Source organism: Corynebacterium minutissimum (assembly GCF_016889765.1).
Taxonomy (GTDB): domain Bacteria; phylum Actinomycetota; class Actinomycetes; order Mycobacteriales; family Mycobacteriaceae; genus Corynebacterium; species Corynebacterium minutissimum_B.
The window spans coordinates 47,714-59,051 of sequence record NZ_CP069533.1 but is presented as its reverse complement, the minus strand read 5'-3'; the positions used below and the strand labels follow the sequence as shown (position 1 = coordinate 59,051).

Annotated in this window: 12 protein-coding genes; 7 read left to right on the top strand and 5 right to left on the bottom strand. The window is 58.0% G+C overall.

The window, feature by feature from the left end; all coding sequences use genetic code 11:
- Positions 1 to 4 precede the first annotated feature (4 nt).
- The 4 genes from odhI (at position 5) to I6J26_RS00255 (ending at position 2,772) form a co-directional block, all read left to right on the top strand.
- The gene (odhI, locus tag I6J26_RS00270) at positions 5 to 436 is read left to right on the top strand and encodes an oxoglutarate dehydrogenase inhibitor Odhl (RefSeq protein WP_039675438.1); all 432 of its coding nucleotides are present in this window, start codon (positions 5 to 7) and stop codon (positions 434 to 436) included.
- Between the two features lie 163 nt (positions 437 to 599).
- Complete coding sequence (locus tag I6J26_RS00265; protein ID WP_395858315.1) at positions 600 to 1,274, top strand: MerR family transcriptional regulator; 675 nt, start codon at positions 600 to 602, stop codon at positions 1,272 to 1,274.
- A 72-nt stretch (positions 1,275 to 1,346) separates the two neighbouring features.
- On the top strand, positions 1,347 to 1,943 hold the full coding sequence (locus I6J26_RS00260; protein WP_115022206.1) for a bifunctional nuclease family protein: 597 nt from the start codon (positions 1,347 to 1,349) through the stop codon (positions 1,941 to 1,943).
- A 274-nt stretch (positions 1,944 to 2,217) separates the two neighbouring features.
- Positions 2,218 to 2,772 (top strand): MerR family transcriptional regulator, encoded by a 555-nt coding sequence (locus I6J26_RS00255; protein WP_115024343.1) that lies wholly within the window; start codon positions 2,218 to 2,220, stop codon positions 2,770 to 2,772.
- A 141-nt stretch (positions 2,773 to 2,913) separates the two neighbouring features.
- Here the strand turns inward: I6J26_RS00255 and I6J26_RS00250 are convergent, their stop codons facing one another.
- From I6J26_RS00250 to I6J26_RS00240, 3 genes are all read right to left on the bottom strand, one after another.
- A complete protein-coding gene (locus tag I6J26_RS00250) occupies positions 2,914 to 3,792 on the bottom strand; it encodes a vWA domain-containing protein (protein WP_115022204.1) in 879 nt (292 codons plus the stop codon).
- A 68-nt stretch (positions 3,793 to 3,860) separates the two neighbouring features.
- Positions 3,861 to 4,718: a 3-methyladenine DNA glycosylase gene (locus I6J26_RS00245; RefSeq protein ID WP_115022202.1), complete on the bottom strand. Its 858-nt coding sequence runs from the start codon at positions 4,716 to 4,718 to the stop codon at positions 3,861 to 3,863.
- Positions 4,715 to 6,049 carry a DEAD/DEAH box helicase gene (locus I6J26_RS00240; protein ID WP_115022200.1) on the bottom strand — a complete coding sequence of 445 codons (1,335 nt, stop codon included), beginning with the start codon at positions 6,047 to 6,049 and terminating at the stop codon, positions 4,715 to 4,717. The genes I6J26_RS00245 and I6J26_RS00240 overlap by 4 nt, the downstream gene beginning before the upstream one ends.
- Before the next feature lie 403 nt (positions 6,050 to 6,452).
- On the opposite strand from I6J26_RS00240, the gene I6J26_RS00235 reads away from it, so the two are divergent.
- Both I6J26_RS00235 and I6J26_RS00230 read left to right on the top strand, forming a co-directional pair.
- Positions 6,453 to 7,067: a hypothetical protein gene (locus tag I6J26_RS00235; RefSeq protein WP_115022196.1), complete on the top strand. Its 615-nt coding sequence runs from the start codon at positions 6,453 to 6,455 to the stop codon at positions 7,065 to 7,067.
- Positions 7,068 to 7,164: 97 nt separating this feature from the next.
- The gene (locus I6J26_RS00230; RefSeq protein WP_147279335.1) at positions 7,165 to 8,160 is read left to right on the top strand and encodes a hypothetical protein; all 996 of its coding nucleotides are present in this window, start codon (positions 7,165 to 7,167) and stop codon (positions 8,158 to 8,160) included.
- A gap of 103 nt (positions 8,161 to 8,263) precedes the next feature.
- On the opposite strand, the gene gndA is transcribed toward I6J26_RS00230, so the two are convergent.
- Positions 8,264 to 9,721, bottom strand: coding sequence for an NADP-dependent phosphogluconate dehydrogenase (gndA, locus tag I6J26_RS00225; protein WP_115022191.1), 1,458 nt, complete (start codon positions 9,719 to 9,721; stop codon positions 8,264 to 8,266).
- Positions 9,722 to 9,764: 43 nt separating this feature from the next.
- On the opposite strand from gndA, the gene I6J26_RS00220 reads away from it, so the two are divergent.
- A complete protein-coding gene (locus I6J26_RS00220; RefSeq protein ID WP_115022188.1) occupies positions 9,765 to 10,211 on the top strand; it encodes a PaaI family thioesterase in 447 nt (148 codons plus the stop codon).
- 10 nt (positions 10,212 to 10,221) lie between these two features.
- Here the strand turns inward: I6J26_RS00220 and corA are convergent, their stop codons facing one another.
- A complete protein-coding gene (gene corA / locus I6J26_RS00215) occupies positions 10,222 to 11,295 on the bottom strand; it encodes a magnesium/cobalt transporter CorA (protein WP_115022186.1) in 1,074 nt (357 codons plus the stop codon).
- Positions 11,296 to 11,338 lie beyond the last annotated feature (43 nt).

The following is an 11,338-nucleotide window of genomic DNA, read 5'->3' as shown; positions in this document are numbered from 1 at the left end:
AAAAATGAGCGAGAACACCGGAACGCCGGAACCGCAGGCAGAGACTACTTCTGTCTTCCGCGCCGATCTTCTCAAGGAGATGGAAAGCGGTGCGTCGGCAAGCTCTGACGCTTCCGTCGCTGGTGCTGAGAACCTAGCTGAGGGGCAGGCGCTGCTCGTCGTCAAGCGTGGCCCTAACGCTGGCGCACGTTTCCTGCTGGATCAGCCGACAACCACCGCTGGCCGCCACCCAGAGGCTGACATCTTCCTTGATGATGTCACCGTCTCCCGTCGCCACGCCGAGTTCCGTGCCCAGGACGGCCAGTTTGAGGTTGTGGACGTCGGATCGCTCAACGGCACCTACGTCAACCGCGAGCCGCGTAACGCGCAGGTGCTCGAGGTGGGCGACGAGATCCAGATTGGTAAGTTCCGTCTGGTCTTCATCGCCGCTAAGTAAGTCCACACCGTGCGGAGGGCTGAGGGAGGTTTCTCCCCGCCCCCTCTGTGATGTCCAGACCGTGTAGAAAGCAGAAGTAGTTCCCATCGTGAGCTCCCAGAACTCCACCGCAGCGGCAGCGTCCACTGTCGCTAGGAAGCCCAAGGCCGCCAAGCAGAAGCCGATGTCTATCGGCGTGACGCTGAAGCACCTGCAGAAGCAGTTCCCTGATGTCACGGTGTCAAAGATTCGCTTCCTTGAGTCTGAGGGCCTTATCACCCCTGAGCGCACGCCCAAAGGCTACCGCCGCTACTACCAGAAGGACTTGGACCGCCTGCGCTATATTTTGACAGCGCAGCGCGATAACTACACGCCGCTTAAGGTCATCCGCGAGCAGCTGGAGGCAATGGACTCTGGCCAGGTTACTGCGATTGTGTCTTCGCAGGCTGAGGCCCTTATCAGCGCTGGACAGCTGCGCGCGCCGGTGGTCAATCGGCTTACTGACGCCGACGTGGCTGACCAAGCTGGCACCACCCAGGAAGAGATTGCCGGTCTCGTTGCGGTGGGGCTTATCAAGCCGGATTCGGCGGGCTTTTTCGATACCGACGATGTATCGATTGCTTCAGCTGCCGTGGCGCTGGAGTCCTTTGGCTTCGACGCTCGCCAGCTTAAGTCCCTGCGCAATGCTGCTCGCCGGCAAGCGGACCTTATTTCACAAGTTGCCGCGCCAGTAGCGCACTCCAAGTCCGATACCGCCCCGCAGCAAGCAGAAGAGCTTTCTCAGCAGATGGCAGCGCTCGTTCTGTCCCTGCACAGCACGTTGGTCAAGACCGAGCTGCGCGACGAATTTTTACCGTAGATTCCTCTCGGGCACGTCTATCCGAACTGGTGCATCAGTTACCATTGCCAAAAGTGTGGGAGAGTGGAGACCATGAATTCTGAAGTATTGAAATTTTTAGGTATCCATCCCGTCGGCCCCGAAAATAATCTCTGCGCTTTGTTTTACTGGGAGGAAGCCGACCGCCACGTGCCCGTATGGGTGTCACCCATTGACGGGGCGCGTGTTCTCCAGATGCTGGAGCGACATTTCAACGCTCGTCCCAGCACGTACGAACTTCTCATCGCTTTTGCGGATGAGCTCGATGGTATCGAAGAGATCTGTGTCTCCGAGTACCGCAAAGGTGCCTTCATGGTGGATCTCATCGATGGTAGGGGAGAAGAACATGATGCTCGGATGTGTGATGCTCTTGTCCTGGCAGATCATTACGGGGTACCCATTACTTTCGAGAAAGACGTGCTCGAGGAGGTAGCTATCTACATTAGTGATGAGGACCTGAAGGAGTACTACGGCCTTGAGCGCGATGCAGCATCGCCGGAGACGTTCCCACAAAAGCGGGTGCGGGAGTTTCAGGAGCGACTAGCTCAACGCACGAGCCGGGACGATGATGATTTCGAGCAGATGATGCGTGATTCCGGTATCTCCGAAGAAGACTTGCTTGGTGATGACCAGTCTGAAGGAAAGGACTAGATTCCTACCGCAGACACAGAACCTGCGCGCCCCTTCGTGGGCGCTTTTTTCGTAGCGTCGGAGAATTTTTTAATGACACGCGTGTGACTTATGGTGACAATGTGGTAGAAAAAGTCTAAAGTTCTACTAGAGGTTAACGTCGATGCGCTCTTGACGTGGTCAACGACGTGCCCTTTAATAGACAACTAGAACTCCCTTCAAACATCACTGGAGTAATTACGTGAGCAGTAAAGACCTTCACACCGAAACCTTTGAGCTTGAGACCGGCGCTGCGCTGGACTACGACGAACCGGGCAGCTACGTCCAAGAGTCCCTGTTTGATATCGGCCCGGACGAGGAGCTGGGCTACCGCGTGCCCATCGCGTGCCAAGTGGCTGGCATTACCTACCGCCAGCTGGACTACTGGGCGCGTACCGATCTGGTGAAGCCCTCCATCCGAACCGCCCGTGGTTCCGGGTCCCAGCGTCTGTACTCCTTCAAGGACGTCCTCGTCCTCAAGATTGTCAAGCGGCTTCTCGATACGGGCATTTCTCTGCAGAACATCCGCTTGGCCGTTGAATCCCTGCGTGACCGCGGCGTGAATGACCTTGCTGAGCTCACCCTAGTCTCTGATGGCACTACGGTTTATGAGTGCCGCTCCAACGACGAAGTTATTGACCTCCTCGCCGGTGGTCAGGGCGTCTTCGGCATCGCGGTGCCGGGTATCCTCAAGGAGCTTTCCGGAACCATTACGTCCTTCCCGGCAGAACGCATTGTTGAGGAGGATGAGACCGACATTGTCGTCGGCCTCGACGAGCTCGCTGCCCGCCGCAAGCGCAAGTCCTCCTAAGGTCTGCTTTACTTTTAAGATTGCCGCCGCACCTTCCCGGCACTGCTGCTCACGTCAGTGCCTTGGGAAAGTGCGGTGGCTTCGTGCTTGCTTGGGGGGCTGGACAGCGCGAATCCAACCGCGGGGCTGTCTACCGGCTGACTACTGTGCGCCAGCCGCGGCCTTGATGCTCTTCTTGTTTGCAGTGGCATCTGAAGGATCCGAGACCGAACTATAGGAATCAGCATGCTTCTCTAGTTCAGCATCCTTCTCGCCGTTGCCAATATGGACCACGCTCAAGCTCACGCCCTCGGCCCGCGCGTTCTGGACGGCCTCGGCAAATGTGGCGTCATCCATGTCTTGTTGGGTTCCAGTAGTGACGAGAACGACGCGGGTGTCCTTACCGCTTTCTGCGACTTGGTCAGAAGCGTTTCCCAGCGCGGCAACGACTGCGCTGCGCGTTTGCGGCACGCCACCGGTGCCGAACAACTGAACGGCTTGGGCCACGTTGTCAGCGGGTCCGTAGGCCACGTTTGGACGGTAACCTACCGTGGCCGTGGCGGAGATAGGGGAGGAATAGTTCCACAGGCCCACCTGGCTGCCTTCAGCGCCGGCAGCCGTCGCGGCATCGGCGACCCCCTGGCTTACGGCATCGAAATAGGGGGCAAGGTTTTCGGAGGTATCAAGAAGGAACAGCGTATTCGGAGCGACTTCGGCAACAGCATCGGCGGCTTTGTCTTCAGAGCTGGTCGCCGCCGACGAGGATGCGGCTTCAGATTCCGGTGCCGCCTCGGAGGAGGTGGCCTCTGTGGACGTCTCCGACGTGGAAGTCGTTACTTGAGCGGTGGATTCGTTCTCGGAGTCGGCCGCGGATGTAGATTCAACGGAAGTTTCCGCAGCTACGTTGTCGGCGGAATCCGACGTGCCGCTGCGGACGAGGAAAATTCCACCAACAATCAGCGCCAGAACTGCAAGGATGGCCACAATGATGACCCACGGTGCAAATGAGTAGTTGTTCTTTCCATCCGAGTGCCGGGCCATCTTTTTCCTTCCGCGCTGGGGCCGTGGTGGGAACCTCGGGACAGCAGAGTGTGTCCCGACTGGTCACATCAATGGTTCTTCATTGTAGCGGGGAGCACGGCGCGAATTTGGGAGACAAGCCGTGCGCGGAGGGGTGCTGCGGCGTCGGACAGCGCACGCTGTCGGCGCACATATTCGGACTTACCCTCGGGAGTTTCAATTGGCACAACGCCAAAGCCCCACTCACGGCAGTCATAGGGCGATGCTTCCATATCTAGTGTCCGAGCAGCGACGGCCAGGCGGAAGGTATCAAGGAAAAGTTCACCGGGTATCAACGGCCCCAATTTCCATGCCCATTTGTACAAATCCATCGTTGCGTGGACGCAACCGGCTTGGTCGTGATCCGGCTGGTCATCACGTGTAAGGACTGTGAGGTTGAGAGGGCGGGCAGGAGCGGTGAAGAAGCGAAAGGCGTCGTAGTGAGTGCATTTGATGCGGTGACTGTCGACGACCTTGTTCGTTCCCTCCGCACCCAGCCGCAGTGGCAAATCATGGCGCGGAGAATCCGTGTGGTACACCATCGCCCACTCGTGGAGACCAAAACAATCGAATTGGATAGGGTTGCGCGTAGTCTTCTCGAGCAACTCGAGGACGTAACGCACCGTGCCCCCGCGACTTTCGAGGAAAGCCTCGGTATCAAGCGTGATTCCCTCAGTGGTGCGATGATAGAACCGCCACTCAGCGTGGGGGACTTCGTCGCCGGCCAGTGTGACACCAATGCCTGGGTGCCAGCGCCGCAAATGCGAGGGGCGCACGGGGTAGTACTCGAAAAGAAAATCGTAAACAGGGTGGTAGGAGCCAGGGTGGCGGTAGCGCGAGAGGTATTCGTCAGCCGCCGCCTCATGGGCGCTCATCTTCGCCTGCCAGTCTGTAGGCTGCAGTATCATCGCTGACCTGCGTTGCCGCGTCGGCGGCGTTGGTTTCGGCCGCGACTGCGGTGGCCTTGGTTACCCGAGCGCTGACGCGAAGAATGCTTGTGGGCCTCGCCCTTCGGCTTGTTCTTCGCTGGTTGCTGGTGTGGCGGACCAAGCGGCTCACCGGTGGGCTTGCGCGCTCCGGTCATCTGCGCGAGTTCGGGGCTGCTGGCGGGGTTGGCGCGGTCACTAATGTCGAGGTCCGTGTGGTTAACCCCAGCCTTCTGGATGAGCTTGGCCACCTCATCGCGCTGCTCATCGGTCACTAGGGTAACGACGGTGCCAGAATCACCGCCACGTGCCGTGCGTCCGGAGCGGTGTAGGTAGGCCTTGTGTTCCGCAGGCGGGTCGACGTGGACGACGAGCGACACATCCGCGATGTCGATGCCGCGCGCGGCGATATCCGTGGCAACGAGGACGGGGACGCTGCCGTCAGCGAAGCCTTCGATTGCTGCGGTGCGGGAGCCTTGGCCCTTATCTCCATGCAGCGGCAGGGCATTGATGCCGACGCGGCGCAGCTTCTTTGCTTGCCGGTCAACTCCATGCTTGGTGCGCATAAACATGATCGTCTTGCCTTTGCGTGCGCCTAGACGCAGGACTACATCGTTGCGTGCCTCGCGAGTGCCGATAAAGATAAGGTGGTGTTTCATGGTGTCCACGGCGGCCTCGATTGGTGCTGTGGAGTGGGTAACCGGGTCCTGCAGGAACTGATTGACAAGTTTGTTGACTTCACCGTCGAGAGTTGCAGAAAAAAGCAAACGCTGGCCATCTGACGGCGTGAGCTCAAGGAGCTTTCGCACCTGGGGGAGGAAGCCCATGTCGGCCATCTGATCAGCTTCATCGAGCGCCGTGATGGCGACGTGGTCGAAGAATAGGTGGCCTTGGTCAATGAGGTCCTGCGCGCGACCCGGCGTAGCGACAAGCAGGTCAACCGGACGCGCGAGCGAGCGAATGTGGTTGTTGATATTGACGCCACCAACGACAGCTAGAACACGCAGCCCCAATGCAGCGGCGGGTTCTTCTAATCGCTGCTGAATTTGGATAGCTAGCTCACGCGTAGGCGCTAGCACCAATCCACGCGGATGGGCGGGACGGGAGACACCGGACTCCGCTAAACGGGTGAGCATAGGAAGCCCAAAGGTGAAAGTCTTGCCCGAACCCGTCGGGCCACGACCGAGCACATCTTTTCCTGCAAGAGCGTCAGGAATCGCAGCGGCTTGGATGGGGAAGGGGGTCGTGATGCCCTGTTTATCAAGGACACGGACGACGTCGCGGGGAAGGCCGAGATCGGCAAAAGTAGTCATCGCTTCCAAAGTTTAATGCCCTGCCTAGGGATTCAGAAACCACGTCGTGACCTACCGTCGGTAGAAGGGGAAGGATCCCCGTGGCCTGCAATTATGCGAAATTTGTGACCAAGGTCTCTGTTACTCTAAGGCCATGACAAACCCTCACGGAAACTCCTCTCGCTCTCAACAGTCGCCGCGTGGTTTTGCTCCTGGTCCTCAGGTTGGCGCGCCGCGCCCCATGCAACCTCAAGGGGCCGGATACGGTCAACACGGTACAGCGATCCCTGGTAGTCAGCAACGTGGACAAGGGCAGTTTCAGCAACCACTAGACATTGCTCCAGGAATGCAGCAATCACCATCTGCACAGCGGCCACCGCAGAAAAATGGCGGCTCAAAGAAGACGCTATGGACTATTCTCGGAGTGATTGGAGCTGTGGTGCTCGTACTCGGATTGTCTCTCTTCGTCGCCTTCCAGGCCTTAAAAGAGGCCACCAGTAGCGTCAGTGGGAACCACAATGGGGCGGAGTCGTTAACGCCAGCTGATGATGGCTATTGGGACCGGACCATTGATGTGGATGACATCAATACCCTCCGCGATTCTGCGGGAGATGCACCGGTACCTTCCGCACTCTCAGACCTTACGTCTGACTGCTATGAAGGCACATCCTACTTTGGTCAATCTGACGACGATGGCCGCGATGCACACTGGGTGCCGACCGTGGAGTGCATGTTTGGTGATGATAGCGAATTCACCGCGCAATACACCGAGAACAAGGAAGCCATTGCTGCTGCGGAGAGCATGGGGCTGCAGGAATCGATAGTGGACTTTTCTACTGCGCGCGGCTCTACCATTGCCGGCTATATACAGGACTCTGATCTGGTGATAGTTGAGGTTCTGGCTAACGGAGAAGCCGTGATTGAGTACCTCATGCTGCTCACTGAAGATATAACAGGCTTTGACTACGACTGTATGCAGAGGCTCGTCGATGCCGGAATTCTCGACAGCACTCCGGGCCCACCTTTCATCGACGCCTAGCAGTCTCAGTGTGGATGACTGATGACAGGCGGGGATTAGCACCCATGACCTGTCAGTTTCCCGGGAGCACTCGGCGAGACTTTGCTAATTTGCAACCATGACGCAACCCCACAATGGCTCGCACTTCCAGCAGGGACCACAGAATCCACAACAACCCACACAGCAGTTCAATCATTCCGGACCGAATGGGGCTCAACAATATGGGATGCAGCAGGGCGCCCCATATGGAAACCATCAGGCAGGGCCGTATGGCGCCGGCGCCCAGGCAGACCCCGCCTTTGCTGAGCCGCAGAAGAAGTCCTCATCGGCAGCGGTATGGATTCTTCTTGCCGTCATTATCGCGATGCTCCTTCTTCTTGGCGTTGGGTTCTTCCTAGTTCGGGAGCTTGTCAACAACGAGGATGATGGCAGACCCGCTCCCACACCGGAGTCAGCAACTGAAGCGAAGGCGACTGCGCAATCAACAGTGCTGGCCTCGGATGACGCTGCAGATACAACTGAAAAAGACTCCGCTGATGATGAGAAACCCACGCAGGTAGAAGCCGCACCGCTTGCACCGCTAGAAGGCTTGCCGGACGACTACTTCGACCACTCACTATCCATTGAGGAAGCCGAGAAGATCCGCGATGGAGACCTGAAGGAGGCACCTGTTCCGGAAGAATTGGCGGGGTTGAGCGACACATGTGTTCAGGGAGCATCGTTCTTCGGCAAACCCGATGACCAAGGATTCTTCTCTAGTGGCATGGTGCCTACTATCACCTGTTTCTTCGGCGAAGATGGTGAACTCATGGCTAACTACACCAGAAACACGGATGCGATTGCTGCCGCAGCCAAACCAGGCAGGGAACACAAGGAAAAGTTCGAGTCGCTGGCCGATACGGTCGATATCGTCGGTACAGCCAACGAAGTGAAAACAACTCGTGGGTCGATGCTCTTTATGATTTACAACTCGTATGAGGGCGAGAAAGAGTACGTCATGTCTGAAGTTCTTGCCGGGGAGACGGCCGCCATCGAATACATCTCGACTACAAGCGAAGTCCTTCTGCGCCAACCACTTATTGACGCGGGAATCGTAGAGCGTGATCGAAAATAGCGTCGGCCGCTAGTGGCTGCGCAGTACACAGTAGTGCGCAAAGGCCTCTCGCAATGACGTCGAGAGGCCTTTTCCCACAGCGTTTGAGCTTAGTACTCGGCAATTAGTACTCGGTGAGGGAGCGATCCCCTGACCACTCGATGTGGAAGGTGCCTTCGCGGTCCACGCGCTTGAAGGTGTGGGCACCAAAGAAGTCACGCTGACCCTGAATCAAAGCAGCCGGCAGGCGCTCAGCACGAAGGCTGTCATAGTAGGACAGGGAGGAAGCGAAGACTGGAGCCGGAAGGCCGAGCTGAGTGGCGGCGACAACGACTCGACGCCACGGATCGATAAGGTCCTCCAGTTCAGCCTTGAAGTAGGGATCCAAAATGAGAGCTGGGAGGTCAGCGTTCTTGTCGTAGGCCTCGCGAATGCGGTCGAGGAACTTGGCGCGAATGATGCAGCCACCGCGCCAGATGGTGGCCAGATCACGCGGATCGACGTCCCAGCCGAATTCTTCAGAGCCAGCCTTGATTTCATCAAAGCCTTGGGAGTAAGCGATGAGCTTGGCAGCATATAGTGCGCGGCGCACATCCTCGATGAATTCGGCCTTATCCACGTCTAGTTCCTTGATAGTGCCGGATGGCAGCTGGCCCTCCTGTGCAGCCGAACGCTGTGCAGTGGAGGAGGACAAGGCGCGGGCAAAGACAGACTCAGCAATGCCGGTAATGGGCACACCGAGCTCGAGGCCATTGATGGCGGTCCAGCGGCCGGTGCCCTTTTGACCGGCGGCGTCCACGATGACGTCGACCAGCGGGGCACCCGTCTCCGGATCCTTCTGTGCTAGGACCTCGGCGGTGATCTCAATGAGGTAGGAATCCAAGTCACCGGAGTTCCATTCCTTAAAGGTCTCTGCGATCTCCGCAGGTTCCATGCCTGCGCCGTAACGCAGCAGCTGGTAGGCCTCTCCAATGACCTGCATATCGGCGTACTCAATGCCGTTGTGCACCATCTTGACAAAGTGGCCAGCACCATCGGGGCCGATGTGAGTTACGCACGGCGTGCCGTCGACGTTTGCTGCGATGGATTCGAGGATGGGGCCAAGCGTCTCCCACGACTCGGCGGGACCACCCGGCATGATGGAGGGACCGTTGAGGGCACCCTCTTCACCACCGGAGATACCCGCGCCTACAAAGTGACGGCCCTTGTCAGCGACTTCCTTCTCGCGACGGATCGTGTCAGTAAACAGTGCGTTTCCACCGTCGATGATGATGTCGCCTTCATCCATAGCCTCAGTCAGCTGAGAGATGACGGCGTCAGTCGCCGTGCCGGCCTGCACCATGATGATGGCCTTACGCGGACGCTCTAGCGAGGTAACGAAATCCTCAATGGATTCGGACGGGATAAAGTTTCCCTCGTCGCCGTGGTTTTCGATAAGCGCTCGGGTCTTCTCTGGGCTGCGGTTATACACCGCTACCGTGTTGCCATTGCGGGCAAAGTTGCGTGCCAGGTTGGAGCCCATCACGGCCAAACCCACGACACCAATCTGAGCAAGATCTGTCTTTCCAGCAGTTTGAGTCATGTTGACCATCTTACGTCACCAAAATCGACTACTCTGGTGTGGCATGGAACACGCTGAAATCTTTGTAAAGCTCCTCGGCGCGGCGCAGAATCGCCCGCTTAACGAGGAAGAGCTCGACCTCATTAACTCCAACCCGCAGGGCCTAGCAGGACTAATCGGTCTACGTTATACGTACATTTCCGGCGATGAAATCCGCTCTGAGGTCGAGGTCGTTCCGGACCACCACCAGCCGTGGGGAGTGGCTAATGGTGGCTTGTACTGCACAATTACGGAGTCCACAGCATCCGTCGGCAGCCTCATTGCGGCAGGCAAGCCGGTCGTCGGTGTCAACAACAACACAGATTTCCTCAAGCCCGTGTCAGAAGGAATCGTCTCGGCTGTCGCCACGCCGCTCTACAAGGGCCGCCGCACACAGCTGTGGGAGGTCAAGATTAGCCAGGGTGATGTGCTGCTGGCTGCCTCCACGCTGCGAACGATGGTGGTGCAATAAGCGGCAAACGCTACAGCCAGTGGTTGCGCCGGAACCACCACCACATGGCCGCGACCACTAACACCATGAGTCCCAGTGCGCCGAAGTAGCCCCACGCGAAATGGAGCTCGGGCATGACATCGAAGTTCATGCCATAGATACCAGCGACGAGCGTGGGAGCTGCCCACATGCCGACCACCGCGGAGATAGTGCGCATGTCAGAGTTCTGCTGCATGGTGACTTTGGCCACGGAGGCGTCGATAAGCGAGGTTAAGCGCTCATCAAAGCCCGCTACCTGGTCTTTGACCACCAGCTCATGGTCGTTAACGTCACGGAGATAGGAACGGATCGTCTTGGAAATAAGATCCTTGTGGTCGGAGTTCATCGCGCGCAGTGCTGGCGAGAGCGGGTCGATGGCGTGCTTCATCTCGAGAATCTCGCGCTTAAACATGTAGATACGGTCAATGTTGGGCAATGAGTTGGGCGTAAAGACTTCCTCCTCGAGCTCGTCGACCTCAATGGCGATGAGACGGCAAATTTCGGAGTAGCGGTCCACCATCATGTCCAGAATCTTCCAGGCCATGGCCACCGGCCCCTGTTCCACGAGGTCCTGTTCATCCTGCACCACGTAGGCCAAGTTGGGAAGCTTGGCCGAGTGGCGCACGGTGATGATGAAGGTATCACCAATAATCATCTGCACCTCACCGGTGGAAATGATTTGGCGCTTATCAGTCACCTCGTCGTGGTCACGGTAGTTCACGGAACGCGCGACGACGAAGAGCTGGTCGTCATAGCGCTCCAGCTTCGGGCGCTGGTGAGCTTGGACGACGTCTTCCACGATGAGCTCGTGAATGCGAAACTCGGAGGCCACCTTGGTCATCTGGGACTCCAGCGGTTCGTGCAGGCCGACCCACACGAAGCCACGCCCATACTCCTCGACGGTCTGCAGGGCGCTGTGCGGGGTGTACTCACCGGGCAGGGCCTCACCGTCGACGAAAACGCGGCAATGCTCGATGGCGCGCTCGGCTGGCACGGAGAAGGAAGCGGAGGAACTGGGAGGAGCACTCTTTTTACGTGGCCTAAATGGCGACGGTACGTTCGGCATCGGTGACAGCCTCCTTCGCGTGATGTGAGCCCGGGAGGCAAGC

What these genes read in the sequence shown, in the direction of transcription:
- odhI (WP_039675438.1), top strand. Translation starts at nt 5, where the DNA reads ATGAGCGAGAACACCGGAACGCCGGAACCGCAGGCAGAGACTACTTCT.
- I6J26_RS00265 (WP_395858315.1), top strand. Translation starts at nt 600, where the DNA reads ATGTCTATCGGCGTGACGCTGAAGCACCTGCAGAAGCAGTTCCCTGAT.
- I6J26_RS00260 (WP_115022206.1), top strand. Translation starts at nt 1,347, where the DNA reads ATGAATTCTGAAGTATTGAAATTTTTAGGTATCCATCCCGTCGGCCCC.
- I6J26_RS00250 (WP_115022204.1), bottom strand. Translation starts at nt 3,792, where the DNA reads ATGGCCCGGCACTCGGATGGAAAGAACAACTACTCATTTGCACCGTGG.
- I6J26_RS00245 (WP_115022202.1), bottom strand. Translation starts at nt 4,718, where the DNA reads ATGATACTGCAGCCTACAGACTGGCAGGCGAAGATGAGCGCCCATGAG.
- I6J26_RS00240 (WP_115022200.1), bottom strand. Translation starts at nt 6,049, where the DNA reads ATGACTACTTTTGCCGATCTCGGCCTTCCCCGCGACGTCGTCCGTGTC.
- I6J26_RS00230 (WP_147279335.1), top strand. Translation starts at nt 7,165, where the DNA reads ATGACGCAACCCCACAATGGCTCGCACTTCCAGCAGGGACCACAGAAT.
- gndA (WP_115022191.1), bottom strand. Translation starts at nt 9,721, where the DNA reads ATGACTCAAACTGCTGGAAAGACAGATCTTGCTCAGATTGGTGTCGTG.
- I6J26_RS00220 (WP_115022188.1), top strand. Translation starts at nt 9,765, where the DNA reads ATGGAACACGCTGAAATCTTTGTAAAGCTCCTCGGCGCGGCGCAGAAT.
- corA (WP_115022186.1), bottom strand. Translation starts at nt 11,295, where the DNA reads ATGCCGAACGTACCGTCGCCATTTAGGCCACGTAAAAAGAGTGCTCCT.